This window comes from Pseudomonas sp. R3-57 (genome assembly GCF_051132065.1).
Classification (GTDB): Bacteria; Pseudomonadota; Gammaproteobacteria; order Pseudomonadales; family Pseudomonadaceae; genus Aquipseudomonas.
Genome location: NZ_CP071655.1, coordinates 5480565 through 5505408 on the forward strand (window position 1 = coordinate 5480565; position 24844 = coordinate 5505408).

Sequence of the window (24844 nt, forward strand, 5' to 3'; positions counted from 1 at the left end):
ATCAAATGAATACACAACCTCTGCGCGTCGGCATCGGCGGCCCGGTCGGTTCCGGCAAAACCGCATTGACCCTGGCCCTGTGCCTGGCCCTGCGCGAGCGCTACAACCTCGCCGTGGTGACCAACGACATCTACACCCGCGAAGACGCCGATTTCCTCGTGCGCAACGAAGCCCTCGCCCCGGAGCGGATCATCGGCGTGGAAACCGGTGGCTGCCCGCACACGGCGATCCGCGAAGACGCCTCGATCAACCTCGAAGCAGTCGATCAACTGAACCGGCGCTTTCCGGGCCTCGATCTGATTCTGGTGGAATCCGGTGGCGACAATCTTTCCGCTACGTTCAGCCCGGAACTGTCCGACCTGACCATCTACGTGATCGACGTGTCCGCCGGCGACAAGCTGCCGCGCAAGGGTGGCCCGGGCATCTGCAAGTCCGACCTGCTGGTGATCAACAAGATCGACCTCGCGCCGCTGGTAGGCGCCTCGCTGGAAATGATGGACAGCGACACCACGCGCATGCGCAACGGCAAGCCGTTCGTCTTCAGCAACCAAAAAACCGGCCAAGGCCTTGAGCAGATCATCGCCTTCATCGAACGCCAGGGCCTGCTGGTCGCAGCCTGATCCACTTATCAACAAGGAAGCTTATCCATGACACTCAAACGCATTCTTGGCGCCGTTGCGCTGCTGCTGACCCCGGCGCTGGCCTTTGCCCATCCCGGCCACGGCGACAGCGGTCTGATCGCAGGCGTCAGCCACCCGATCGGCGGCCTCGATCATTTGCTGGCGATGCTCGCCGTCGGTTTGTGGGCGGCGCAACAGCAAGGCGCGGCACGTTGGGCGCTGCCGTGCACGTTTGTCGGCACCATGCTGCTCGGCGGCGTGCTGGGTTTTGAAGGGCTGCAATTGCCAGCGCTGGAGAGCGGCATTGCCGCGTCGGTGCTGGCGCTGGGTCTGGCGGTAGCGCTGGCGGTGCGTCCGCCGCTGGTCATGGCGGTGGCCGCGACTGCGCTGTTTGCGTTGTTCCATGGCGTGGCGCACGGGCTGGAACTGCCGGAGATGAGCAGCCCGTGGGCGTATGCGGCCGGTTTCGTTGCTGCTACCGCAGCGTTGCATGCCACGGGTTATGCCGTAGTGCGCTTCTTGCCTCAAGCTGCTGCACCGTTAGTGCGGCTGGCGGGTGCGGCGTCGGCGGCGACTGGCGTGTGGTTGCTGGCCGGCTAATCTCTATCGCCTGAGCCGGCCTCATCGCTGGCAAGCCAGCTCCCACAGGTTATTGGGTAAGTCCACAATTGTGCGAACACCCAATATCCTTGTGGGAGCTGGCTTGCCAGCGATGACGGCCGATCAGACACCAAACCTTTAAAGGCTGCCTCTCTGCTACCATGTCGCGCAATCGCCCCAGCCCGTGACGCCCGCCCATGCCCCACGCTTGCCGCTCCACCGCCCTGCCTGAATTGACCGCCCTGTTTGCCGAGGTGCAGCAGCATTTTCTGCATGTCATCGTGCCGCTGTGGCAAGAGCCGGGCTGGAATGCCGACATGGCGTTGCCGTACGAGGCGCTGGACGCCGCACAGCAACCGCTGCCCGTGCAACGCTATCGGGCCATGGCCTGCGCGCGGCAGCTGTACCTGTTTTCCAGCCTGATCGGGGTTGTGGATAACGCTGAAGTACGCGCAGCGGCGCTGTTCCGTTCGCTGCAACGGCACTTTCACGATGCCGAGCACGGCGGCTGGTTCTACAGCATTGATGCCCAAGGCAAGCCGCTCGATCAGCGCAAGGACCTCTACACCCACGCCTTCATCCTGTTCGCCTGCGCGCATTACTGGGCAAAGTCCGCTGATCCGCTGGTCGAGTCGACCTTGAATGCCGCGCTGGAAATCATCGGCCGTCGCTTCGCCACCGGCGATGGTTTGTATGAGGCGTGTCTCGATCGCGACTGGATCAGCCTGCAAACCGGCCCGCTGCAAAACCCGTTGATGCATCTGGCCGAAGCGTTCCTCGCGACGCTGGCCGTGCGCGAAGACGCGCAGACGCAGAAGGACCTGCTTGAGTTATGCACAGCCATGCACAAGCACTTCGTCGATCCGCAATATGGCGTGTTGATGGAGAAGCCGCTCGGCGCTGTGGATAACTGGTACGAACCGGGCCATCAATTCGAATGGTATTTCCTGCTGCAATCCTCGCCGCTGCTATGCGATTCGAAATTGCACCGGGCGCTGGATCGCGCTTTTGCCTTTACCGAGCAATACGGTGTGCTGGAAGCCTGCGGTGCGGTGCGCGCCATGCTTGATCTGGAAAGCAACGGCCGGCCACGGGATTCGACTCAGCGGATCTGGGCTCAGGCGGAATACTTGCGTGCGCTGACACTGCGCCCGGACAGTGAAGCGGCGGTGCTGCGCCAACTGCAGGCGTTGCAGCAGCGGTTTCTGCATGCCGGCGGTTGGTATGAGTGTCGGGATGCGCAGGGAGAAGTCAGTCGCAAGGACATGCCTTCCACCACGCCGTATCACTTGGCAACTTGCTATAGCGGTCTGGCTGAATATCTGCGCTGACCTATAGATCGCTTTCGCGAGCAGGCTCGCTCCCACATTGGAATGCGTTCCCCTGTGGGAGCGAGCCTGCTCGCGAATGGCTTCAGCGCGGTGTCAGACCTTGTTCCGCTCGATGGCAAACCCGGCCCAGGTCTGGCTCACCGGCATCAGCTCGAGACTGTTGATGTTGATGTGCGCCGGCGTATTCATCACCCAGAAGATTGTCTCGGCAATGTCCTGCGGCTGGATCGGCTCGGCACCGGCGTAGGTCGCGTTGTAGCGCTCCTGATCACCGGCGAAACGCACCAGCGAAAACTCGCTTTCACACAGCCCCGGCTCGATGTTGCTGACCCGCACGCCAGTGCCCTGCAAGTCGCAACGCAGGTTCAGCGAGAACTGCTTGACGAAGGCCTTGGTCGCGCCATACACGTGGCTGCCCGGATAGGGGTAGTTACCGGCGATGGAGCCAAGGTTGATGATGCCAGCGCCGCGGCCGTGAGCGATCAGGCGCGGCAGCAACAGGCGCGTGGCGTACATCAGGCCTTTGACGTTGGTGTCGACCATGGTGTCCCAATCATCCAGATCGCACTTCGGCGCCGGGTCGACACCCAGGGCCAGCCCGGCGTTGTTGATCAAGCCGCGCAGGGTGGCGAACGACGGTGGCAGGTTTGCGATTGCCTCCTCCATCGCTTGGCGATCACGCACATCAAGCACCAGACCGTGCACTTCGGTCTGCTTCGAAAGCTCGGCGCACAGCGCATTGAGGCGTTCTTCACGACGGCCGGTCAGCACCAGTTTCCAGCCAGCCTCGGCAAAACGACGGGCACAGGCTTCACCAAAACCGGAGGTCGCGCCGGTGATAAACAGGGTGTTGGACATCGTGTTCTCCTTGCTTCGGCCACCGCAGCAGCCCTTGGAATAGAAAATCAGCAGGCAGCATGCCCGCCCGCGCTTTTAGGGGCAACTGCCATAAGCTGTATAAAAAACAACCAAACCTGTCGACACCACGGCCAGCGTGGCCTGCAGCCATATACACGCATGTTATCCACAGTCCGTTCCACAGTTTCCGGGGGCAAGTGAAAATGCGCAAAGCCGCGGCACACAAGGCTTTGCGGGCGAAACAGAAAGTTTTTTGCTTGACCCGACAGTACCAGTTATGCCGGACAGGGCATTCTTCACGATAGAGCGCTCAGCGCAGTGATTGCGCAAGGCCAGTGCTGACGGCCCTTGGCGAAGTCTTTCCAGAGTTTAATCACAGACTTATCCACAGGCATGCGTGCAGCAGAGAGGCCGTGCTCGCGGCACAATAAAAGGGTTGACAATGGCGCTTGCCGCTCCCTCAAAATCACCCGATCAAAAAACGATCAATCGCCTACAAGCCCCGTCATACAAGGCCTTCAGCCGACTACACCCACGTTATTCACAGCCAGCTCCACAGCAAACGGGGACAAGTCAAAACCGTGGAAAAACAGGCGTTTGCAGCGTCTATATGTCGCGCTTTGGCAGCTTGGTGGATTTGTTTTCCACAATCCTGCTGAGGGGCATTGCTTTACCTGTGGGAGCTGGCTTGCCAGCGATGAGGCCGGCACGCCCGGCATCAGGTTGAATGATGAACCGCTATCGCTGGCAAGCCAGCTCCCACAGGGGTTGTGATGGATTCAAGAGATAAAAAAACCCCGACATTTGCGTGTCGGGGTTTGTAGACAACTTGTGATTAATCAGTGCCCGCCCAGATAGGCGTTACGCACCTCCTCATTCACCAGCAGCTCTTTACCGGTGCCGGACAGGCGAATTTCGCCGTTGACCATGACATAGGCGCGGTCAGACAGCTTCAGCGCATGGTTGGCATTCTGCTCGACGAGGAAGATCGTCATACCGGTTTTCGCCAGTTCGCGCAGCGTTGCGAAGATCTGCTTCACCACGATCGGCGCCAGCCCCAGGCTCGGCTCGTCGAGCAGCAACAACTTCGGTCGGCTCATCAACGCCCGGGCGATGGCGAGCATCTGCTGTTCGCCTCCGGACATGGTCATCGCCCGCTGGGTGCGCCGCTCTTCGAGCCGTGGAAACAGCTCGAACATGCGCTGCATGTCCTCTTTGGCGTATTTGTCGCCAATCGGGATAGTGCCCATCAGCAGGTTTTCCTCGACGGTCATGTCGGGGAAAACTCGCCGCCCTTCCGGCGATTGCGCAATGCCGTTGGAAGCGATGTAGTGCGATGACTTGTGGGTGATGTCGACGCCCTGGTACAGAATCTGCCCGCCCGCCGCGCGTGGCTGGCCAAAAATCGACATCAGCAAGGTCGATTTACCGGCGCCGTTGGAGCCGATCAGGCTGACGGTCTCGCCTTCGTTGATCTGCAGCGAAACGCCCTTGAGCGCCTGGATCGGGCCGTAGAACACATCGAGGTTTTTCAGTTCGAGGATGGGTCCGGTCATGCCACTTCCTCTTCATCGGCGCCCAGATAGGCCGCGATCACTTTCGGGTCGTTGCGGATCGCTTCCGGCCCGCCTTCGGCAATCACGATGCCGTGGTCCAGTACCACGATGTGGTCGGAAATGCTCATCACCATGCCCATGTCGTGTTCGATCAGCACCACGGTCAGATCATGCTCGTCGCGCAGCAGCCGGATCATCGCGCTCAGCGCTTCGGTTTCCTGAGGGTTGAGGCCGGCGGCCGGCTCGTCGAGACAGATGATCTGCGGCCGCGTGCACATGGCCCGGGCGATTTCCAGACGACGTTGCTGGCCGTAGGACAACTCCCCGGCGAGGCGGTTGGCGCAGTCGACCAGGTCGACCACTTCCAGCCAGTAGAACGCGCAGTCCAGCGCATCGCTCTCGGCCTTGCGGTAGCCCTTGGTATTGAGGATGCCCGCGAGCATGTTGCGGTTGACCCACATGTGCTGGGCCACCAGCAGGTTTTCCAGCACCGACATTTCCTTGAACAGGCGAATGTTCTGGAACGTTCGGGCCAGACCCGCACGGTTCACCAGATGGGTGCCGCCGAACATCTTGTAGTACAGGCGACTGAGGAAGGATTTCGGCGAGACGAAGTCGGTCGGTTTGAACGACTCGCCCAGCAACTGGATGACGTTGGTCTGCTGGCCGCGCACGTTCAGTTCGATCTTGCCGCCCGACGCCTTGTAGAAACCGGTCAGGCAGTTGAACACCGTGGTTTTGCCGGCACCGTTGGGGCCGATCAAAGCGAAGATCGAGTTGCGTTTGACCTTCAGGCTGACATCGCTCAAGGCCTTGATACCACCGAAGTGCATCATCAGTTTTTCAACGGAGAGTACGACTTCACTCATGGCGCAGCCCTCTCGTAGTGAATGGCACCTTTGCGTGGTTTGACCCCGGAGCGGCTGATGCGGATAAGCCCGCGTGGACGCCAGATCATCATCAGCACCATCAGGATGCCGAACAGCAGCACGCGATATTCAGCGAAGCCACGCAGCAGTTCCGGAGCGACGGTGAGCACGAACGCGGCGATCACCACACCGATGGTCGAGCCCATGCCGCCAAGCACGACGATGGCGAGGATCAGTGCCGACTCGAAGAAGGTGAACGAAGTCGGGTTGACGAAGCCTTGATAGGTGGCGAAGAACACCCCGGCCAGACCCGCCGTCGACGCACCGATGGTGAACGCCGAGAGCTTGACCAGCACGTGATTGAGGCCCATCGAACGGCAGGCAATTTCATCTTCGCGCAACGCTTCCCAGGCGCGACCGACCGGCATTTTCACCAGACGATGTTTGACGTACAGCACGGCCAATACCACGAGGAACAACACTGCGTAGATGAAGTAATACTTCACATCCGGGTTATAGGTAAGGCCGAAGAACTCGTGAAAAGGTACCCCGCCATCCTTCGCGCGCTTGCCGAACTCCAGACCGAAGAACGTTGGCAGTGGCGCCGGCATGCCGTTCGGGCCGCCGGTCAGCGACAGCCAGTTGTTCAGCACCAGACGAATGATCTCACCGAAGCCCAAGGTCACGATCGCCAGGTAGTCGCCGTGCAGGCGCAGCACCGGGAAACCGAGGATGCAACCGGCAAGGCCCGCGGTGATCGCCGCCAATGGCAGCACCGTCCAGAAACCCAGACCGAGGTACTGGTAACCCAGCGCCAGGCCATAGGCGCCGATGGCGTAGAACGCCACGTAACCCAGATCGAGCAGACCGGCCAGACCGACCACGATGTTCAGGCCCAACCCCAGCAGGACGTAGATCAGTCCGAGAATGACCACACCCAGCAAATAGGAGTTGGAAACAAACGGCACGATGATCGCCAGCACGATCAGCAGCGGGATGATCCAGCGCAGCCGCGACTTGTAATCCGGCGGCAGCACGTGCACGCCGGAGCCGCTGCTTTCGAAGCTGTCGAGGATCTTCAGGCCCTTGGGCGTTTGCAGGAACAGGCTGAGGGCGAAGCGGCCGGCCATGACGATGGCAATGATCCAGGCCACCCGGGTCGATTCCAGATTGAAGCTGTAGCCGTCGAGCACCACGCCGACAATCGGTCCGAACACGATCAGGGCAATCAGGCCGGCGAGAATCGCCTCGACCAGGCTTTTTTTGATATCGATGGATTTTTCAGTGGTTGTTGAAGACATCGCTTACACCTTCGACACAAGAGGACGGCCCAACAGACCTTGCGGTCGGAAGACCAGAACAAGTACGAGCAGCGAGAAGCTGAACACGTCTTTGTAGTCGGAGTTGACCAGGCCGGAGAACAACGACTCGGAGATGCCGAGGATGATCCCGCCGAGCATCGCGCCGGGCAGTGAACCGATCCCGCCGAGTACCGCTGCGGTGAATGCCTTGATGCCGATGATGAAGCCGGCATAGAAGTCGAAGGTGCCGTAGTTCATGGTGATCAGCACGCCGGCCAGTGCCGCCATGGCTGCACCGATGATGAACACATAGGAAATCACCCGGTCGGTATTGATCCCGAGGATCGAGGCCATCTTGCGGTCTTGCTGGGTTGCGCGGCACATACGGCCGAGCTTGGTGTATTTGATGACGTAGGTCAGCAGCCCCATGCCGACAAACGCGGCGATCAGGATGAAGACTTTGGTGTAGGTCAATTGCACGAAGCCGGTCCCGACTTCGACACGCCAGGCACCGGTCAGCAGGGTAGGCACGCCCTGTTGTTTGGCGCCCTGGGCGATCTGTGCATAGTTTTGCAGAATCAGCGAAATACCGATGGCGCTGATCAGCGGTGCCAGTCGAGTGGAGTTGCGCAGGGGTTTGTAAGCGACGCGCTCGATGACCCAGCCATACACCGCCGTAACCACGATGGTGAAGATCAGAGTGCCGAGCATCAGCAGCGGGAAGGATTCGATACCGAAGTAAGCCAGCAGAGCCAGACTGATTGCTGCCAGGTAAGCAGAAATCATGTAAACCTCGCCGTGGGCGAAGTTGATCATGCCGATGATGCCATAGACCATTGTGTAGCCGATGGCGATCAGGCCATAGACCGACCCGAGGGTCAGGCCGTTGACCAGTTGCTGCAGGAAAATACCATCCATAACGCAATCTCACGCAGTGAGAACCTGCGCACCCTGGGCGCGCGGTTCTTCTAGGAAAAATACAGATTTACGTCGGAGCAATGTCGGAGTGTGAACAGTTCGATCACCACTGAACCTTGTGGGAGCTGGCTTGCCAGCGATAGCGGTGGATCAGCCAACCTGTGTGTCGATTGACCTGACGCCATCGCGGGCAAGCCCGCTCCCACAGGGCTTCAAGTGAGCCGACTGGTCACCTCAGCCCTTACTTCTGTTTTTCCAGCTGGTGGTATTTGCCGTCCCTGTCCCACTGATAAACCACGTAGTCGGAGACTTTCAGGTCGCCCTTGGCATCCCAGGTCTTCTCGCCCATCACGGTTTTCACCGGGTTGGCTTTCAGCCACTTCGCCGCCGCTTCGCCGTCGTTTTTCTTCGCGCCGTTGAATGCCGCTGCCAGGGTCTGGACCGAGGCGTAGGCGTACAGGGTGTAGCCTTCAGGCTCGGTGCCGGCCTTGCGGAAAGCATCCACCACGGTTTTGCTTTCTGGCAGCAGGCGCGGGTCGGCGCCGAACGTCATCAGCACGCCATCGGTGAATTGCGGACCGCCAGCGGTGGTCACCAGTTCGTCGGTCACGATGCCGTCATCGGACATGAACTTGACGTCCTTCAGACCTTGTTCACGCAGTTGGCGAACCAGTGGACCGGCTTCCGGGTGCAGACCGCCGAAGTAGACGACGTCGGCACCGGCGCCACGGATCTTGGTAACGATGGTGCTGAAGTCTTTCTCGCCACGGGTCAGGCCTTCGTACAGCACTGGCTTGACGCCGCGTTTTTCCAGCTGAGCCTTGGTGGCGTCTGCCAGGCCCTGGCCGTAGGTGTCCTTGTCATGCAGCACGACGACTTTCTTGCCCTTGAGCATGTCGACGATGTAATCGCCGGCGACGATACCCTGCTGGTCGTCACGCCCGCACATGCGGAACATGGCGCTGAGGCCACGCTCGGTGACTTGCGGGTTGGTCGAACCCGGAGTGATCGCGATGATCCCGGCTTCGTCGTAGATTTCCGAGGCTGGAATGGTCGAAGAAGAGCAGAAGTGACCGACCACGCCGGCGACTTTCTGGTTGGTGAGGTCCTTGGCGACCGTCACGGCCTGCTTCGGCTCGCAGGCGTCATCGCCCTTGACCAGCACGATTTTCTCCCCGTTGACGCCGCCCGCCGCGTTGACGGCGTCAGCCGCTGCCTGTGCCCCTTTCATGTACTGCTCGCCAAACGCCGCGTTGGCGCCCGTCATTGGACCCGCTACACCGATCTTGATATCAGCTTGAGCAAACGCAGAAACACCCAGCGCAGCAGCTACTGCGAGGGCCAGAAAGCCTTTCTTGTAAAACGTCTGGGACATGAGGTGGTGCTCCAAGGTTTTTTTTAGTTGGCACTGCGACTTCACTTCACTCAAAGCTCAGAGCAAGGCCCGTGCCAGCGGTTTTTTATTCTTCAAAAAGTCGCTGCTTTCTTGTTATTTCGACTGTTTCGTTCCCATTTTCATTGGGCGTGCAACCGTCTAAACCGCGGAAGGTGAAACCATTGTTTTTTTCAGGCGCAACCTGCGTGCGCCATCATTGCAACCGCAGCGGCAAACGATGTGCAACCAGCCTGTAACAGCCCGCGTCACCGAACTGCACACTGCTGGTGCGGGACTGCTACAACCCGCACCATTACAGGCTAGTCGCTCGATTCAAAAGCGCCGCTTCCGGCAACAAATTTCAACACTCAAATGACGATGCGCAGGCACTGGCCCGCGTGATACAGCGAAAATCCGGCCTCATACAGGCAACTGCGCAAGCCGACGCCGGCCAAGGGCTGCATCGGTGCAAAGGGAATTGGCAGTGCCTGCGGGTCGCCGTTGCACAAATAGTCGGCGAAGGCTTTGCCGACCACAGTGCCGGTGGTGACGCCACGGCCGTTGTAGCCAGTGACGGCCACCAGTCCCGGTGCCGGTTCGAACAGGCGCATCAGGTGATCGGGGGTAAACGCGATGCGCCCGGTCCAGGTGCATTCCCACTCGACCGGCTTCAGATTGGGGAAGTAATGCTGCTGCACCCGGTCGGCCCAGGCCTTGAGAAACCAGGTCGGTTTCTGATTGCCATTGCCGAGGCTGCCGAGCAATAACCGCCCTTCCTTGTCGCGACGGATGCTGCTCAATACCTGGCGGGTGTCCCACGATCCCTGCCCGCCGGGCAGAATTTCCTGTGCAGCGTCTTCGCTCAGCGGGACGGAGGCGACCTGATAGTAATAACCGGGAAAAAAGTTGCGTTTGAGCTCGGTCCAGTCGCCTTCGGTGTAGGCATTGGAGGCGATCACCACTTGCTCGGCGAACACCGAACCCTGCGCAGTCTGCACCGACCATTGCTGGCCGACGCGTTCGAGGCGGGTGACCGGCGAATGATCGAACATCTGCCCGCCAAGCCCGAGCACCGCATTGGCCAGCCCGGTCACATACGCCATCGGGTTGAGCGTGCCGGCGCGACGATCGAGTAGCGCGGCGGCGATTTTCTGCGTACCGGTAGCTTGCTCGCAGGCCTTGCCGGTCAGCAGTTCGACCGGCGCGCCTCGGCGCTGCCATTGTTGTTCGCGACTGCGCAGGTCGGCCTCGCCCTTGGCGTTATGCGCCATGTGCAAAGTGCCTTCGCGACGCAACTGGCAATCGATGCGGTATTTATCCACAAGGCTGAACACCAGCGCCGGCGCCGCACCGAGCATGCGGTTGAGCTGGCTGCCGACCGCCTCGCCAAAACCGGCTTCGATCTCGTCCGGTGCAATCCACAGGCCGGCGTTGACCAGCCCCACATTGCGCCCAGACCCGCCATGCCCGGCGCGATGGGCCTCGACAATGCAGACGCTTTTGCCTTTTTCCAGCAAGTGCAGCGCCGCCGACAACCCGGTGAACCCGGCGCCGATCACGCAGACATCGACCTTGACCTCGCCCCTGAGCGCGGCGTGATCCGGGCGTTGTGGCGTGAGCATTTCCCACAGACATTCTTCGCGTAACGGCATTGCCAAGCTCCTGTCGGAGCAGCTGCAAGCTTCAAGCTACAAGCAGCAAGCCGATCTGCTTGTAGCTTGGGACTTGATGCTTGCCGCTGCTTAATCGAATGTAATGCCCTGCGCCAAAGGCAGCTCCAGCGAGTAGTTGACCGTGTTGGTCTGCCGGCGCATGTAGGCGCGCCAGGCGTCGGAGCCGGATTCGCGGCCGCCGCCGGTTTCCTTTTCACCACCGAACGCGCCGCCGATTTCCGCACCGCTCGGGCCGATGTTGACGTTGGCAATGCCGCAATCGCTGCCGACCGCCGACATGAATCGTTCGGCCTCGCGCACGTCAGTGGTGAAGATGCACGACGACAGGCCTTGCGGCACCGCGTTGTTCAGGCGCAGGGCTTCCTCGAAGTCGCTGTAGCCGACCACGTAGAGAATCGGCGCGAAGGTTTCGCTGCAGACCACGTCGCTCTGCTCGGGCATTTCGACGATGGCCGGCGACACGTAGTAGGCGTTGGGGAACTGCTCTTCAAGTTGACGCTGGCCGCCAAACACCCGACCGCCCTCGCTCAGCGCCTGCTCCAGCGCGTCCTGCATGTTTTCGAAGCTGTGCTTGTCGATCAGCGGGCCGACCAGATTGCCTTGCAATGGATGGCCGATACGCACTTTCGAATATGCGGCTTTGAGGCGAGTGACGATTTCGTCTTTCACCGACTCATGGGCGATCAGCCGGCGCAACGTGGTGCAACGCTGCCCGGCGGTGCCGACAGCGCTGAACAGAATGGCACGCACGGCCATGTCCAGATCGGCGCTCGGGCCGAGGATCATCGCGTTGTTGCCACCCAGTTCGAGAATGCTGCGGGCAAAGCGCGCGGCGACCTTGGGCGCCACTTCGCGGCCCATGCGGGTGCTGCCGGTGGCGCTGATCAGGGCGACACGCGGGTCATCGACCAGCGCTTCACCGGCATCGCGGCCACCGATGATGACCTGGCAAAGGCTCGCCGGCGCATCGCTGAAATTCTTCACCACGCGATCGAACAAGGCCTGACAGGCCAGCGCGGTCAGCGGGGTTTTCTCCGAGGGTTTCCATACCACCGGATTGCCGCAGACCAGCGCCAGGGTGGTATTCCACGCCCACACCGCGACCGGGAAGTTGAACGCACTGATCACCCCGACCACGCCGAGCGGATGCCAGGTTTCGCGCATGTGATGGCCCGGGCGCTCGGAAGCGATGGTCAAACCGTACAACTGACGCGACAGGCCGACGGCGAAATCGCAGATATCGATCATCTCCTGCACTTCGCCCAGGCCTTCCTGAGTGATCTTGCCTGCTTCCCACGACACCAGCTCACCGAGGTCGGCCTTGTATTCGCGCAACACTTCACCAAATTGGCGCACCAGCTCGCCGCGACGCGGGGCCGGCACGTTGCGCCATTGTTCGAATGCATGATCGGCGCGACTGATGTGCTGCTCGACTTCCGCCGCACCTTCCCAGTTCACCGCCGCGATGCGGCTGCCGTCGATCGGTGAATGCACCGGCACTTTGCCGTTCTGATACAGGGCCGGGTTCACACCGAGACGATCAAGCAATGCGGCAACCATGGGTCACTCCTCAAGCGAAAAACTGAATGTGTGCGGTCGCCTTTTCGCGACCGGGCAGGCCCTTAGTTGTAGCGTTCAATCACGGCGGCAACAAACGACCTTTACGCCAGATATCATTCCGTTTATTCATGCTGAGCATAGAAAGACAAGAAAAGGACTGGCCATGCTGAACAAACGCCACTTGCCCTCGATCACCGCGTTGCAGTGCTTCGAGGCCGTGACCCGACACCTGAGTTTCACCCGCGCCGCGGAAGAACTGAACCTGACCCAGAGCGCGGTGAGCAAACAGGTCGCGCAGCTTGAAGAGTTGTTACAGCATTTGTTGTTCCGCCGCGTGCGTCGGCGCTTGCAGATGACCCCGGCCGGGGATTTGTACCTGGTGGAAGTGAGGAAAATCCTCACCCAGGTCGAGATGTCGACGCATTACCTGCGTTCATACGGCGGCGAAACCGAAGTCCTGCGCGTCTCCACGCCGTCGACCTTCGGCGCCCGCTGGCTGGTGCCGCGCCTGAAAGGCTGGCGCCTGCGCCATCCGTCGATCCATCTGGACCTGTGCAACGAGCAGGAGGCGGACGATCTGCTGCAAGGGCGCAGCGATCTGGCGTTCTATTTCGGCCAGGGCGCGCGACCGGGGACCGAGTGCCTGAAACTGTTCGGCGAGGAGCTGGTGCCGGTCTGCGCACCTGGCAGCCTGCCGGACACGCCGTTTACTGATCCGACGCAACTGACCGATCTGGTCCTGCTGCAAAATGCCTCGCGACCGCAAGCGTGGCACGACTGGTTCGACAGCCAGGGTTACCAGACCGAACACAGCTATCACGGGCCGCGTTTCGAAACCTTTTATATGTGCATCCGCGCAGCGCAAGTCGGCTGCGGCGTGGCGCTGTTGCCACGCTTTCTGGTGGAAGAGGAATTGGCCGACGGCAAACTGGTCATTCCATGGGCGCATGCAATGCCCAGCACGGATGCCTATTACCTGGCGTATCCGGAACACGCAGCGGAAGTGCCCAAAGTGCGGGATTTCGTGAAGTGGATGCTGGAGCAGATTGATAGCCCAACCTGAAGTTGCCTTCGATTCCTGTGGGAGCGAGCTTGCTCGCGAAGGCGTCCGGTCAGTCAGCCGGTATCTGGCTGATGCACCGCTTTCGCGAGCAAGCTCGCTCCCACAAGGTTTTGCGGTGAGATGAAAAATCGCTGGCAATGCTTGCACCTGATATGCGCCACTAGCGCCATCGATATAGACCGCGCCACGGCGCGGCGCACCTGGAGACCCCGTTATGAGCGAGAGTGTGTTTGCCGATCGCATCGTGCAGAACCTGCTCGACACCGACTTCTACAAACTGACGATGATGCAGGCGGTGCTGCACAACTACCCCAACGTCGAGGTCGAATGGGAGTTCCGCTGCCGTAACAGCGAGGACCTGCGCCCGTATCTGGCCGAGATCCGCTTTCAGATCGAGCGCCTGGCCGAAACCAGCCTGAGCGGCGATCAACTGAATTTCCTTGAACGCATCAGCTTTCTCAAGCCGGACTTTCTGCGTTTTCTCGGGCTGTTTCGCTTCAATCTGCGCTACGTGCAAACCGGCATCGAGAACGGCGAACTGTTCATCCGCCTGCGCGGGCCGTGGTTGCATGTGATCCTCTATGAAGTGCCGCTGTTGGCGATTGTCAGCGAGGTGCGCAACCGCCATCGCTATCACGACATGTCGCTGGAACGTGCGCGCGAGCAGCTGTACCGCAAGTTCGACTGGCTGAGCGCCAACGCCTCGCCCGACGAATTGTCGCAGCTGCAAGTCGCCGATTTCGGCACCCGCCGGCGCTTCTCCTATAGTGTGCAGGCCGAAGTGGTCAATGTCCTCAAGCACGACTTCCCCGGTCGCTTCGTCGGCACCAGCAACGTGCACCTGTCGCGCGAGCTGGACATGAAACCACTGGGCACCATGGCCCATGAGTGGATCATGGCGCACCAGCAACTTGGTCCGCGTCTGATCGACAGCCAGATCGCCGCGCTCGATTGCTGGGTCCGCGAGTACCGCGGCCTGCTTGGCATCGCCCTCACCGACTGCATCACCACCGATGCTTTCCTCGGCGATTTCGATCTGTTCTTCGCCAAGCTGTTCGACGGTTTGCGCCACGACTCCGGCGATCCGGTGGCCTGGGGCGAAAAATGCATCGCCCACTACCACAAGCTCGGCATCGACCCGATGAGCAAGACCCTGGTGTTTTCCGACAGTCTGACGCTGCCAAAATCGCTGGAGATTTTCCGCGCATTGCACGGTCGCATTAATGTGAGCTTCGGCATCGGTACCAACTTCACCTGTGACATTCCGGGTGTCGAACCGATGAGCATCGTGCTTAAAATGACCGCCTGCAACGGCCAGCCGGTGGCGAAGATCTCCGACGAGCCAGGCAAGACCCACTGCAAAGACCCGAATTTCGTCGCCTATTTGCGACACGTGTTCCAGGTTCCTGCCGATTCCAGTCTATCTAGCAAGGAGTGAATTCATGCAAGCCGTACAGCGCGAGATTGCTGAGCAGCTCAAGGTGCAACCGCCATTCGCCGATGATCAGGCCCTGCAGGCCGAAATCGCCAGGCGCCTGACGTTCATTCAGGATTGCCTGGTCAATTCCGGGCTCAAGACACTGGTGCTCGGCATCAGCGGCGGTGTCGATTCGCTGACTGCCGGCCTGTTGGCCCAGCGCGCCATGCGTGAGCTGCGCGAGAAGACCGGTGACACTGGCTACAAATTCATTGCCGTACGCCTGCCGTACGAAACCCAGTTCGACGAGCACGACGCCCAGGCGTCGCTCGACTGCATCGCCCCGGACGAAATCCAAACCGTGAACATCGGCCCGGCGGTCAAGGCGCTGGCCGCGCAGGTGGGTGCGTTTGAAGGCAAGCCGGCGGCGTCGGTGGATTTTGTGCTGGGCAACACCAAGGCGCGCATGCGCATGGTTGCGCAGTACACGATTGCCGGTGTGGCGGGCGGTCTGGTGATTGGTACCGACCATGCGGCGGAAGCGGTGATGGGTTTCTTCACCAAGTTTGGCGATGGCGCTTGTGACCTCGCCCCGCTCAGCGGTCTGGTGAAAAATCAGGTTCGCGCAATTGCCCGTAGCTTTGGTGCACCGGAGTCGCTGGTCGAGAAAGTGCCGACGGCGGACCTGGAAGATCTCTCGCCGGGCAAACCGGACGAGGCGGCGCATGGCGTGACCTATGCCGAGATCGATGCGTTTCTGCACGGCAAAACCGTGCGCGACGAGGCGGCGAAGATCATTGTCGATACGTACAACAAGACGCATCACAAGCGGGTCATGCCGTTTGCGCCTTGATCTTGTGAGTGCATGAAAAAGCCCGCTGGGGAGTGATCCTCAGCGGGCTTTCTTTGGTCATCAATATTTCTGTGAGGCTGATGGCTTCTTCGCGAGCAGGCTCGCTCCCACGGGATTACTTGACGACGATGGTGCCTTTCATCATCGAGATGTGGCCCGGGAACGAGCAGAAGAAACCGTAGCCGCCATCCGCCACTTTCGACACGTCGAAAGTCAGCGAGTCGGTTTCCTTGGCGCCGATGATCTTGGTATGCGCGATGATGCGTGCATCGCCTTCCTTCAGGTAGTTCTTGTCGATACCCGCTGCCAGGCCGTCGGTAGCGATCGGCTGCATGTCAGCTTCTTTGCTGATCACCAGGTTATGGCCCATGACGTTCTTCGGCAAATTGCCAGAGTGAGTCAGCTCGACGGTAAATGTCTTGCAGCTCTTGTCGATCACGATTTCCTTGGTGTTGAAGGACATCTGATCGGTGGAGTCAACGGTGGTTTTGCACTCGGCGGCCATCAATTGGCTGCTGGCCAGCGCCAGCAGGGATACCGCAACAACTTTGGAAAACATGGTGAATCTCCAAGGCAGGGTTAACAAAAGCACTAGTGGTGGAAAGACTGCCTGAAATCTTCGCAAGTTCCTATGACTTGTGTCAAAAATTGTATACAACTTTCAGGCTATGACACTCATGGACACAATCTAACGGCCAATTCAGGCGGCCCCACTTATGATCGGCCCATCAACCGAGACGGAGTACGATCATGTTCATCAACGGTCTGTTACGCAGTTTGCTTGCCGCCTACGCCTGTGGCGCCAGCGGCACGTTCGAATCGCCTGAGCGCGAAGTTTAGCCCTTGGTTCGAGGCGTGCCAGCCATTACCCTGTGACGGATCGACTCAGGAGTAAGGCATGTCTCTGAAATCCGTTTGTGTATTTTGCGGTGCCAATGCGGGCGCTGATCCGGCTTACAGCGAAGCCGCCGTGGCCCTCGGCCAAGCATTGGCCGGACGGCAGCTGACGCTGGTTTACGGCGGCGGTGCCGTGGGTTTGATGGGCATTGTCGCCGATGCGGCCCTGGCCGCTGGCGGTGAAGTCATCGGGATCATTCCGCAAAGCCTGATGGACAAGGAAATCGGCCACAAAGGCCTGACGCGTCTGGAAGTGGTCGACGGCATGCACGCACGCAAGGCGCGGATGGCCGACCTCAGCGATGCATTCATCGCCCTGCCCGGTGGCCTCGGCACGCTCGAAGAGCTGTTCGAAGTCTGGACCTGGGGCCAGCTCGGCTACCATCCCAAGCCGCTCGGCCTGCTGGAAGTGAACGCTTTCTACAGCAAACTCACGGCTTTTCTCGACCATATCGTCGGCGAAGGCTTCGTTCGCGCGCCACACCGTGACATGCTGCAAGTGAGCGAATCGCCGGATTCCCTGCTCGACGCCCTCGATCAGTGGCAACCGACCGTCACGCCCAAGTGGGTTGACCAAAAACCCGGTTAACCCTCGGGCACCGATACAGGGCAGAATACGCGCCGCTCAACCTCACCTTCGACCTAGAGGATCGCCCATGGCCAAACCCAATTACTCCTTCGCCAAACGTCAACGAGACCTGGCAAAGGAACAGAAGAAAGAGGAAAAGCTTCAGCGCAAGAAACAAACCGCTGAAGAAGCGGCACTGAACCCTGACGGTGAAGTGGCGACGCAAGATGATGTTGATGCACCCGATGCACCCGATGCACCGAAAGACCAGGCGCCCGACGCCTGAGCCCCACCGGGTTTGATCAGCGCATCAAACCCTGCGGATTTGTGACAGGGCTGGCGGTTCTGCTGCCGGCCCTCACAGCCCTGACCTTTCAGAATTCAATTGAAACCTTGTGGGAGCGGGCTTGCCCGCGATGGCGGCGGCACATCCGAAAACATCGTCACAGACACTCCGTCATCGCGGGCAAGCCCGCTCCCACAGGGTTCACCAGCATTCATCCAGCGGCATCACCGTGACACTCACTTCCGGGTCATGATTGCCGCCCCCCAGAATTACCCCGCGCAGCGGTGAGACATCCGAGAAATCCCGCCCCCACGCCAACGTGATGTGCTCCAGCGCCGGTTGCACGTTGTTGGTCGGATCGAAATCCACCCAGCCCAGCACCGGGCAGAACACCGACACCCAGGCATGCGAAGCATCAGCGCCGATCAGCCGTGGCTGTCCCGGTGGCGGTTGAGTCAGCAAATAACCGCTGACGTAGCGCGCCGCCAGCCCTCGCGAGCGCACACACGCGAGCATCAAGTGCGCAAAGTCCTGACAGACCCCGCGCCGGCGCTCCAGCACTTCCACCAGCGGCGTCGCCACCTGGGTCGCCTCGGCATCGAAAGTGAATTCGCTGAAGATTTTCTCCATCAAGTCCTGCACGCCCAACAGCAACGGGCGGCCGGGCGGAAAGCAGCTGTGGGAAAACTCAACGAAGCTGCGTTTCAGATGTACGTAAGGCGACTGGAACCGATAACGGCACGCTTCGAGCACATCGGCGGGCAACGGCTGGCTGCTGTAGGTCAGCTCGTCGCGGGTCCGTTCCCAGGCAGGCGACTGGTTGAAATCCAGCGCCGGCCGCGCCAGTACCTCGACGGTCAGCCGTGCGCCGACCTGCAGTTGGTCATGCGGGCGCTCGAACGCCAGACGGGTCAGCGGATTGCCGAACACATCCCGCTCATCACGACGTGTCGTGGGCTCCGGGCTGATCAGCAGTTGCTGCTCAGTGCAGCGCTGCCAGGCGCATTCACGCGGCCACAGATGCGCCAGTTGTTGCGCCAGCGAAACCGGGCTGTCGTAGTGATAACAGGTGTCATGGAAGATCTGGTAGCGAGCATTCATCAGACGGACACCGTGCGCTGGCTGACATCATCGACATGAGCGAAATGCCGCAGTGCCAGGCGATCGGAAACCTGGCCGCTGGCTTCGGCGATGTCCTGCAGCAGATCGGCCAGCCCCTCGAGCGCGGCGCGCACGCTGGACTCACCGAACAACGGATTTTCCAGGCAGCCCAGATCGAACCGCGCCAGACGCTCGACCAGTTTCGCCAGGCCGGCCTCCCGTGGCGCGCCGAAATCATCGTTCAGGCGTTTCAGCGTGCGCGTCACCAGCTTCAGCTGGAACAGCACCGCGTGCGGGTTTTGCTCATCGAGCAGCAGCAAGTCGAGCACCGGAATCAACTGCGCCACGGCCAGATAGCGTGAGCGATAGGTGATGCTGCTGTTGCCCAGTTCCAGCAGCCATTCCAGCCCGGCCTGATCATAGGCCCCGGCGCCGCGCAAAAATGCGGCGAGGCTGCTGCTGAGAAACTGCAGACGCTCGATGCGCCGGCCAATCATCAAGAAACGCCAGCCCTCATCGCGGGTCATGTCATCCAGGGCGAAACCGGACAGCGCCGCCAGCGACATCACCAGACGGTTGAGGAAATCCAGCAATTCGGCAAAGTCCGGCTCATCGGTCTCCAGTTCCATCGCTTCGCGCTGCAATTCGACCAGCGCCTGCCAGTTCTCCCGCGAGAGCTTGCCGCGCACCTGGGACGCCGCCCACTGCAAGCGTTGCAGATTGGAACGCAGGCTGAATGACCAGTCGTCGCCGAGCAAGGCTGCAAGCAGGCGTTCCGGCAATTCGCCTTCGTCGGGCAGCAGCGACAGCCGCTCGCCGAGATCGACCGCGGCCTGCAATGCTTGCGGGTCATCGCCATCGACATGGCGGGCGAGCATGATCCGCAACAGCCGCGCGCTGTCATCGCAGCGCTCGCAATAACGGCCGAACCAGAACAGATTCTCCACCACCCGTGACGGCAGGTACGGATCCCGCCGCACCAGATCATGGACCCCGACATTGCGCTGGCTCTTCCACTGTTCGCCACTCGGCGGTCGGTCACCGAGCACCCAGGTGTCCTTGCTCGCCCCGCCACGCTGCATCGACACCACCTCGGCATCGGCTTCGGCGGCGACCCGGGTCAGGCCGCCGGGCAGCACCCGATAGCCATCAGCGCTGGCCACCGCGTACATGCGCATGCCGATCGCCCGCGGCTGCAACTGACCTTCGTCGGCTTGCCAGACGGGCGCCTGGGACAGCTGCGCCAGTTCCTGTGCCACATAGGCATACGGCCGGGCCTGCATGCGCGCGGCCAGTTCCTGACGTTGCGCTTCAGTCAAATCGCGACCGAACACCGGGGCAAAACTTTGTGAGGGAAACGCCGGCTTGATCAGCAGCTCCGGGAGTTTTTCCAGTGCCTGCGCGAGCACCGGCGCTTCGCCGCACCACCATGTGGCAATCGACGGCAATATGAGCTCTTCACCAAACAGGTATTGATTGATTTTCGGCAGGAAGCCGAGCAACCCCGGCGACTCCAGCACCCCGCTGCCCAACGCATTGCCCACCAGCACCCGGCCCTGCCGCACCGCTTCGAGCAGGCCGGGCACACCAAGCGCCGAGTCCGTGCGCAGCTCCAGCGGATCGCAGAAATCATCATCAAGCCGGCGCATGATCGCGTGCACCCGGCGCAGGCCGCTCAGGGTTTTCAGATAGACCGTGGCATCGCGCACCGTCAGATCACCGCCCTCGACCAGGGGATAGCCGAGCTGGCGAGCCAGGTATAAATGTTCGAAATAGCTTTCGTTGAAGCGCCCCGGCGTGAGCAGCACTACCAACGGCGCGTCATCGTCACATGGCGCCTGCCGCGCAAGGGTTTCCTGCAAGGTGCGGAAAAAACCGGCCAGATGCTGCACCTTGAGATCGCGGTACAACTCGGGGAACGCGCGCGAGACGATGGTGCGGTTTTCCAGCGCATACCCCGCGCCGGACGGCGCCTGGGTGCGATCAGCCGTCACCCACCAGCGCCCGTCCGGGGTCCGCGCCAGGTCCACCGCATACAAGTGTAAAAAGGTCTGTTCCGGGGTTGCGACGTGCTGGCACGGCCAGAGGAAGTTGTTGTGGCCGAATACCAGCTCCGCTGGCAGCAGCCCTGCGCTGATCAGCCGTTGCGGGCCGTAGAGGTCGGCCAGTACCGCGTTGAGTAGCCGGGCGCGCTGGGCGATGCCGGCGGACAATTGCTGCCATTCATCCGCCGCAATCACATGCGGCAGCAGGTCCAGTTCCCACGGCCGGTCCGCGCCTTTGGGGTCGGCATAGACGTTATAGGTCACGCCGTTTTCCTGAATCTGCCGCGCCAGCAGTGCCTGGCGCTGAATCAACTGCGCCGGGGTGCTGCGCTGCAACTGATCGAACAGCCGCTGCCAATGCGCGCGCACCGCTCCACTGGCGTCGAGCAGTTCGTGATAAGTGCCCGCATTCAGCGGGTAGCGGTCTAGCAGGTCAGGCATGGAAAGCTCGGCAGACAGCAAAGAACGGTCAGACTAACGCAGGCACATGACGCCCGGATAGACGAAAAATCTACTCGTCGCGCACGGCATGAAAACGTCGCAAATCGAGGGTCATCGGCAACTCGTCAGTGATTTCGACAGGGGGTGTCGGAAGTTTCCCCGGCGTGTGTCCGACACGGAAAAACCGCGCCATGCGCCGACTCTCCGCTTCGTTGGCGTTGACCGGCAAAGTCTCGTAATTGCGCCCGCCGGGATGGGCAACGTGATACTGGCAGCCGCCCAGCGAACGGCCCATCCAGGTGTCGAGCAGATCGAACACCAGCGGTGCATGCACCGGGATCGTCGGTTGCAGGCAGTTGGCCGGTTGCCAGGCGCGATAACGCACGCCGGCGACGAACTCACCGACGCGCCCGGTCGGGTGCAGCGGCACCGCAACGCCGTTGCAGGTCAGCAGATAGCGCTGCGGTGGCAGGCCTTTGAGCTTGACCTGCAAACGCTCCAGCGATGAATCGACATAGCGCACCGCGCCGCCCGCCGCGCCCTCCTCGCCCAGTACATGCCAAGGCTCCAATGCCTGGCGCAGCTCGAGTTCGATGCCGTTGACCGCATAATCGCCGACCTTGGGAAAACGAAATTCCAGGTGCGCGGCGAACCATTCGGCACGCACCGGATACCCGGCGTTGTTGAGTTCGACAATGACGTCAGCAAAGTCCTGCTCGATAAAGTGCGGTAGCAGGAAGCGGTCGTGCAGTTCGGTGCCCCAGCGTGCCAGTTTCGGCGGTGCATAAGGCTCGCGCCAGAACCGTGCCACCAACGCTCGCAGCAACAATTGCTGGGCCAGGCTCATGCGCGCATGCGGCGGCATTTCAAAGGCGCGCAGTTCCAGCAGGCCGAGGCGCCCGGTGGCGCCGTCCGGCGAATACAGTTTGTCGATGCAGAATTCGGCGCGATGGGTATTGCCGGTGACGTCGATGAGCAAATTGCGCAGCAGACGATCAACCAGCCACGGCGCGCAGGCTTCGCCGGGGGCAGGCATCTGCACGAAGGCAATTTCCAGCTCGTACAGCGCATCGTTGCGCGCCTCGTCGACCCGCGGCGCCTGTGAGGTCGGGCCGATGAACAGGCCGGAAAACAGATACGACAACGATGGATGGTTGTGCCAGTAACTGATCAGGCTACGCAGCAGGTCTGGGCGACGCAGGAACGGCGAGTCCGCCGGCGTCGCGCCACCGAGCACGAAATGGTTACCGCCACCGGTGCCGGTGTGGCGACCATCGATCATGAATTTCTCGGTGGTCAGCCGGGTTTGCCGCGCCTGCTCGTAAAGGAATTCGGTGCGTTCGACCAACTCGTTCCACGTTGCCGAGGGCTGTACGTTGACTTCGATCACGCCGGGGTCAGGGGTGATACGGAAGTTGCTCAGGCGCGGATCGCTCGGCGGCTCATAGCCCTCCAGCAGCACCGGGCAATGCAGTTCTTCGGCAGTGGCCTCGATGGCCGCGACCAGTTCAAGATAATCCTCGACCCGCTCCAGCGGCGGCATGAACAGGTACAAACGCCCTTCACGCGCCTCGGCGCAGAATGCGGTGCGGGTCAGCCAGTCGGCGGACTCGTCGATACTCGGCGCACGTTCATCAGTGGCCGCAGGCTCGCCGTGCCGGTTGAGCTGCGCGGCATCTGGCAATTCGGGGAAGTCCTGATTCGGATCCTGCAGATGAATGAACGGGTATTCGGCAGCCTTGACCCAAGGCTGCGAAGCCAGCGGCAGACGGTAGCCGAGCGGCGAATCACCTGGTACCAGACGGCAATGTTCCTCGCGCAGATACCAGCGCCCGCTCTGCCATTGATCGCCCTTGGCAGTACGCGCCAGCGGCAGCACCTGGCCAATCACCTTGTTCAAGCCCTGACTGAAGACCTTGCGTAATCGTGCGCGCTCCAGCGGCTCCTCCAGACGCGAATCTTCGGCGCTGACGTTGCTCGGCAAAGTCCCCTCGCGCCACAGGTAATAAAAATTGTCCTCATAGGCCGGAAAGACAAAACGCGGCGGCAGTTTCAGCCGCTCGGCGACGCTCGCCAGAAAGCGCCCGGCCAGTTCGCCGTCCGCGCCGTAGTCTTGCTGCTCGTCGGCAATCAGCGCGTTGTTGTGCCAGATCGGCACGCCGTCGCGGCGCCAATAACAATTGAGCGACCAGCGCGGCAATTGCTCGCCGGGGTACCACTTGCCCTGACCGAAATGCACCAGCCCCTGCGGCGCGTAGTGCGTGCGCATGCGCTCGAACAGTTCGGCGGAAAGCCGGCGTTTGGCCGGCCCCAGCGCGGCGGTATTCCACTCGGCGCCGTCCGGGTCGTCGATGGAGACGAAGGTCGGTTCGCCGCCCATGGTCAGGCGCACGTCACCTTCAAGCAGATCGGCATCGATCTGCCGGCCCAGCGCCTCGATCGCCCGCCATTGCTCGTCGGTATAAGGCTTAGTGACCCGCGGCGCTTCCCAGATGCGCTCAACCGACATTTCATGGCTGAACTCACACTCACACGGTTCCACCAAGCCACTGATCGGCGCCGCCGAGGACGGATCGGGACTGCAGGCCAACGGAATATGCCCTTCACCGGCGAACAGCCCTGACGTCGCATCCAGACCGATCCAGCCTGCACCGGGTAAGTACACTTCGCACCAGGCATGCAGGTCGGTGAAATCCACCTCGGTGCCGGACGGGCCGTCGAGGCTTTTCACGTCGGCAGTGAGCTGGATCAGGTAACCGGACACGAACCGCGCCGCCAGCCCGAGGTTGCGCAGCAACTGCACCAGCAGCCACGCCGAATCGCGGCACGAACCGGAGGCGTGTTCGAGGGTGTGCTCGGGAGTTTGCACACCCGGCTCCATGCGGATCAGGTAGCCGATGTCCTCGCTCAGGCGCTGGTTGAGCGCGACAAGGAAATCCACCGCCGGTAATGGCGTGCGGTCGATGGCGTCCAGATAGGCTTTGAATCTGGGCGTCAGCGGCAGGGTTTCGAGGTACGGCGCCAGTTCCTTGCGCTCGTCGGCGGCATAGGCGAACGGGATCTTCTCGGCGTAAGGCTCAAGGAAGAAGTCGAACGGATTGAACACCGCCATCTCGGCGAGCAGGTCGACCTCGATGCGCAGCTCACGAGTTTTCTCGGGAAATACCAGACGCGCGAGGTAATTGCCCTGGGGGTCCTGCTGCCAGTTGATGAAATGCTGCTCGGGCGAGACTTTCAGCGCATACGACAAAATCCGCGTGCGGCTGTGGGCAGCCGGGCGCAGACGCACGATCTGCGGGCCGAGTTCGACAGCGCGGTCGTAGCGGTAATGCGTGACGTGATGCAATGCGACATGAATCGACACGGCGTGCCTCCTGCGAGCCTGGGCGTATTGGAAAGCGCGCAAGACTTATGCCATGCACAGGCTTGCGCACTTTCGCGGAATGCTCAGGGCAGTACAGCACCAAACTCGGGCGAGGGGAGGAAATGGTTTGGCGAGTGTGCTTCTATTT

At 61.1% G+C, this 24844-nt stretch carries 20 protein-coding genes; 8 read left to right on the forward strand and 12 right to left on the reverse strand.

Features of this window, described 5'->3' with window-relative positions:
- Positions 1 to 5 precede the first annotated feature (5 nt).
- From ureG to J3P93_RS24685, 3 genes are all read left to right on the forward strand, one after another.
- Positions 6 to 620, forward strand: coding sequence for an urease accessory protein UreG (ureG, locus tag J3P93_RS24675; protein ID WP_206414760.1), 615 nt, complete (start codon positions 6 to 8; stop codon positions 618 to 620).
- Between the two features lie 27 nt (positions 621 to 647).
- Positions 648 to 1220 (forward strand): HupE/UreJ family protein, encoded by a 573-nt coding sequence (locus J3P93_RS24680; RefSeq protein ID WP_434592881.1) that lies wholly within the window; start codon positions 648 to 650, stop codon positions 1218 to 1220.
- Between the two features lie 197 nt (positions 1221 to 1417).
- A complete protein-coding gene (locus J3P93_RS24685; protein WP_434592884.1) occupies positions 1418 to 2551 on the forward strand; it encodes an AGE family epimerase/isomerase in 1134 nt (377 codons plus the stop codon).
- Between the two features lie 93 nt (positions 2552 to 2644).
- On the opposite strand, the gene J3P93_RS24690 is transcribed toward J3P93_RS24685, so the two are convergent.
- The 8 genes from J3P93_RS24690 to amaB form a co-directional block, all read right to left on the reverse strand.
- The gene (locus J3P93_RS24690; RefSeq protein WP_434592887.1) at positions 2645 to 3409 is read right to left on the reverse strand and encodes an SDR family oxidoreductase; all 765 of its coding nucleotides are present in this window, start codon (positions 3407 to 3409) and stop codon (positions 2645 to 2647) included.
- An 839-nt stretch (positions 3410 to 4248) separates the two neighbouring features.
- On the reverse strand, positions 4249 to 4965 hold the full coding sequence (locus tag J3P93_RS24695; RefSeq protein WP_090280850.1) for an ABC transporter ATP-binding protein: 717 nt from the start codon (positions 4963 to 4965) through the stop codon (positions 4249 to 4251).
- Positions 4962 to 5834 (reverse strand): ABC transporter ATP-binding protein, encoded by an 873-nt coding sequence (locus tag J3P93_RS24700; RefSeq protein ID WP_208938939.1) that lies wholly within the window; start codon positions 5832 to 5834, stop codon positions 4962 to 4964. Before J3P93_RS24700 ends, J3P93_RS24695 begins: the two co-directional genes overlap by 4 nt.
- Complete coding sequence (gene livM, locus J3P93_RS24705) at positions 5831 to 7135, reverse strand: high-affinity branched-chain amino acid ABC transporter permease LivM (protein ID WP_434592891.1); 1305 nt, start codon at positions 7133 to 7135, stop codon at positions 5831 to 5833. The genes J3P93_RS24700 and livM overlap by 4 nt, the downstream gene beginning before the upstream one ends.
- Positions 7136 to 7138: 3 nt before the next feature.
- The gene (locus tag J3P93_RS24710; RefSeq protein ID WP_016771918.1) at positions 7139 to 8053 is read right to left on the reverse strand and encodes an ABC transporter permease subunit; all 915 of its coding nucleotides are present in this window, start codon (positions 8051 to 8053) and stop codon (positions 7139 to 7141) included.
- A gap of 241 nt (positions 8054 to 8294) precedes the next feature.
- Positions 8295 to 9428 carry a branched-chain amino acid ABC transporter substrate-binding protein gene (locus tag J3P93_RS24715; protein ID WP_434592895.1) on the reverse strand — a complete coding sequence of 378 codons (1134 nt, stop codon included), beginning with the start codon at positions 9426 to 9428 and terminating at the stop codon, positions 8295 to 8297.
- 368 nt (positions 9429 to 9796) lie between these two features.
- Positions 9797 to 11080 (reverse strand): L-pipecolate oxidase, encoded by a 1284-nt coding sequence (gene amaA / locus J3P93_RS24720; RefSeq protein ID WP_434592897.1) that lies wholly within the window; start codon positions 11078 to 11080, stop codon positions 9797 to 9799.
- A 90-nt stretch (positions 11081 to 11170) separates the two neighbouring features.
- The gene (gene amaB, locus J3P93_RS24725; protein ID WP_434592899.1) at positions 11171 to 12661 is read right to left on the reverse strand and encodes an L-piperidine-6-carboxylate dehydrogenase; all 1491 of its coding nucleotides are present in this window, start codon (positions 12659 to 12661) and stop codon (positions 11171 to 11173) included.
- A gap of 163 nt (positions 12662 to 12824) precedes the next feature.
- Between amaB and J3P93_RS24730 the strand changes: the two genes are divergently transcribed.
- The 3 genes from J3P93_RS24730 (at position 12825) to nadE (ending at position 15994) form a co-directional block, all read left to right on the forward strand.
- Complete coding sequence (locus J3P93_RS24730) at positions 12825 to 13724, forward strand: LysR family transcriptional regulator (RefSeq protein ID WP_208938944.1); 900 nt, start codon at positions 12825 to 12827, stop codon at positions 13722 to 13724.
- Positions 13725 to 13938: 214 nt separating this feature from the next.
- Entirely contained in the window at positions 13939 to 15162 is a 1224-nt protein-coding gene (gene pncB, locus J3P93_RS24735) for a nicotinate phosphoribosyltransferase (protein ID WP_434592902.1), read from the forward strand.
- A 4-nt stretch (positions 15163 to 15166) separates the two neighbouring features.
- Positions 15167 to 15994, forward strand: coding sequence for an ammonia-dependent NAD(+) synthetase (gene nadE, locus J3P93_RS24740; RefSeq protein WP_434592905.1), 828 nt, complete (start codon positions 15167 to 15169; stop codon positions 15992 to 15994).
- 115 nt (positions 15995 to 16109) lie between these two features.
- On the opposite strand, the gene azu is transcribed toward nadE, so the two are convergent.
- Entirely contained in the window at positions 16110 to 16553 is a 444-nt protein-coding gene (gene azu, locus J3P93_RS24745) for an azurin (RefSeq protein WP_093105336.1), read from the reverse strand.
- 339 nt (positions 16554 to 16892) lie between these two features.
- On the opposite strand from azu, the gene J3P93_RS24750 reads away from it, so the two are divergent.
- Together J3P93_RS24750 and J3P93_RS24755 are read left to right on the forward strand one after the other, a co-directional pair.
- The gene (locus J3P93_RS24750; protein WP_434592909.1) at positions 16893 to 17480 is read left to right on the forward strand and encodes a TIGR00730 family Rossman fold protein; all 588 of its coding nucleotides are present in this window, start codon (positions 16893 to 16895) and stop codon (positions 17478 to 17480) included.
- Positions 17481 to 17547: 67 nt separating this feature from the next.
- Positions 17548 to 17745 (forward strand): hypothetical protein, encoded by a 198-nt coding sequence (locus tag J3P93_RS24755; protein WP_332765198.1) that lies wholly within the window; start codon positions 17548 to 17550, stop codon positions 17743 to 17745.
- Between the two features lie 201 nt (positions 17746 to 17946).
- Here the strand turns inward: J3P93_RS24755 and J3P93_RS24760 are convergent, their stop codons facing one another.
- From J3P93_RS24760 to J3P93_RS24770, 3 genes are all read right to left on the reverse strand, one after another.
- Positions 17947 to 18846, reverse strand: a complete 900-nt coding sequence (locus J3P93_RS24760) for a transglutaminase family protein (RefSeq protein ID WP_434592912.1) — start codon at positions 18844 to 18846, stop codon at positions 17947 to 17949.
- Positions 18846 to 21332, reverse strand: a complete 2487-nt coding sequence (locus tag J3P93_RS24765) for a circularly permuted type 2 ATP-grasp protein (RefSeq protein ID WP_434592915.1) — start codon at positions 21330 to 21332, stop codon at positions 18846 to 18848. The genes J3P93_RS24760 and J3P93_RS24765 overlap by 1 nt, the downstream gene beginning before the upstream one ends.
- 70 nt (positions 21333 to 21402) lie before the next feature.
- A complete protein-coding gene (locus tag J3P93_RS24770; protein WP_434592918.1) occupies positions 21403 to 24696 on the reverse strand; it encodes a DUF2126 domain-containing protein in 3294 nt (1097 codons plus the stop codon).
- Between the last annotated feature and the right edge of the window lie 148 nt (positions 24697 to 24844).

Coding starts and splice junctions, on each gene's coding strand:
- ureG (WP_206414760.1), top strand. CDS start 6: ATGAATACACAACCTCTGCGCGTCGGCATCGGCGGCCCGGTCGGTTCC.
- J3P93_RS24680 (WP_434592881.1), top strand. CDS start 648: ATGACACTCAAACGCATTCTTGGCGCCGTTGCGCTGCTGCTGACCCCG.
- J3P93_RS24685 (WP_434592884.1), top strand. CDS start 1,418: ATGCCCCACGCTTGCCGCTCCACCGCCCTGCCTGAATTGACCGCCCTG.
- J3P93_RS24690 (WP_434592887.1), bottom strand. CDS start 3,409: ATGTCCAACACCCTGTTTATCACCGGCGCGACCTCCGGTTTTGGTGAA.
- J3P93_RS24695 (WP_090280850.1), bottom strand. CDS start 4,965: ATGACCGGACCCATCCTCGAACTGAAAAACCTCGATGTGTTCTACGGC.
- J3P93_RS24700 (WP_208938939.1), bottom strand. CDS start 5,834: ATGAGTGAAGTCGTACTCTCCGTTGAAAAACTGATGATGCACTTCGGT.
- livM (WP_434592891.1), bottom strand. CDS start 7,135: ATGTCTTCAACAACCACTGAAAAATCCATCGATATCAAAAAAAGCCTG.
- J3P93_RS24710 (WP_016771918.1), bottom strand. CDS start 8,053: ATGGATGGTATTTTCCTGCAGCAACTGGTCAACGGCCTGACCCTCGGG.
- J3P93_RS24715 (WP_434592895.1), bottom strand. CDS start 9,428: ATGTCCCAGACGTTTTACAAGAAAGGCTTTCTGGCCCTCGCAGTAGCT.
- amaA (WP_434592897.1), bottom strand. CDS start 11,080: ATGCCGTTACGCGAAGAATGTCTGTGGGAAATGCTCACGCCACAACGC.
- amaB (WP_434592899.1), bottom strand. CDS start 12,661: ATGGTTGCCGCATTGCTTGATCGTCTCGGTGTGAACCCGGCCCTGTAT.
- J3P93_RS24730 (WP_208938944.1), top strand. CDS start 12,825: ATGCTGAACAAACGCCACTTGCCCTCGATCACCGCGTTGCAGTGCTTC.
- pncB (WP_434592902.1), top strand. CDS start 13,939: ATGAGCGAGAGTGTGTTTGCCGATCGCATCGTGCAGAACCTGCTCGAC.
- nadE (WP_434592905.1), top strand. CDS start 15,167: ATGCAAGCCGTACAGCGCGAGATTGCTGAGCAGCTCAAGGTGCAACCG.
- azu (WP_093105336.1), bottom strand. CDS start 16,553: ATGTTTTCCAAAGTTGTTGCGGTATCCCTGCTGGCGCTGGCCAGCAGC.
- J3P93_RS24750 (WP_434592909.1), top strand. CDS start 16,893: ATGTCTCTGAAATCCGTTTGTGTATTTTGCGGTGCCAATGCGGGCGCT.
- J3P93_RS24755 (WP_332765198.1), top strand. CDS start 17,548: ATGGCCAAACCCAATTACTCCTTCGCCAAACGTCAACGAGACCTGGCA.
- J3P93_RS24760 (WP_434592912.1), bottom strand. CDS start 18,846: ATGAATGCTCGCTACCAGATCTTCCATGACACCTGTTATCACTACGAC.
- J3P93_RS24765 (WP_434592915.1), bottom strand. CDS start 21,332: ATGCCTGACCTGCTAGACCGCTACCCGCTGAATGCGGGCACTTATCAC.